This window comes from Acidovorax sp. SRB_24 (assembly GCF_012931925.1).
The window spans coordinates 1-434 of the sequence record NZ_MWOM01000251.1; the positions used below are offsets into that span (position 1 = coordinate 1).

Below are 434 nucleotides of genomic sequence, written 5' to 3' on the forward strand. Positions count from 1 at the left end.
TGTGGTGGCCCTGGAGCCCGAGCGCGCGCCCACGCTGCACAGCGCACGCGCGGCCGGCGCGCCGGTCGATGTGGAGGTGGGCGGGCTGGCCGCGGATTCGCTGGGCGCGCGCCGCATCGGCGCCATTGCCTGGGAAGTCGGCCAGCGCCACATCCACGAGGCGCTGCTGCTGCCCGACGAGGCCATCCGCGCCGCGCAGCAGTGGCTGTGGAAAGAACTCAAACTCGCGGTCGAACCTGCGGCGGCGCTGGGGCTGGCGGCGCTGCACACCGGCGCCTACCGGCCGCAGCCCCAGGAGACGGTTGCGCTCATCCTGTGCGGCGCCAATTTCGACCCGGCCAGCCTGGCCTGAGGCATGCACGCCACGCCCTCTAAAATCGCACCATGCTTGACATCCTTCTTCTCCGCAAAGACCTCGACACCGCCATCGCGCG

At 71.4% G+C, this 434-nt stretch carries 1 protein-coding gene; it reads left to right on the forward strand.

Going from position 1 to position 434, the window contains the following annotated elements; genetic code table 11:
• A partial coding sequence (locus tag B2J89_RS21800) for a pyridoxal-phosphate dependent enzyme (protein ID WP_169170866.1) occupies positions 1-352 on the forward strand: 352 nt, incomplete at its 5' end.
• Positions 353-434 lie beyond the last annotated feature (82 nt).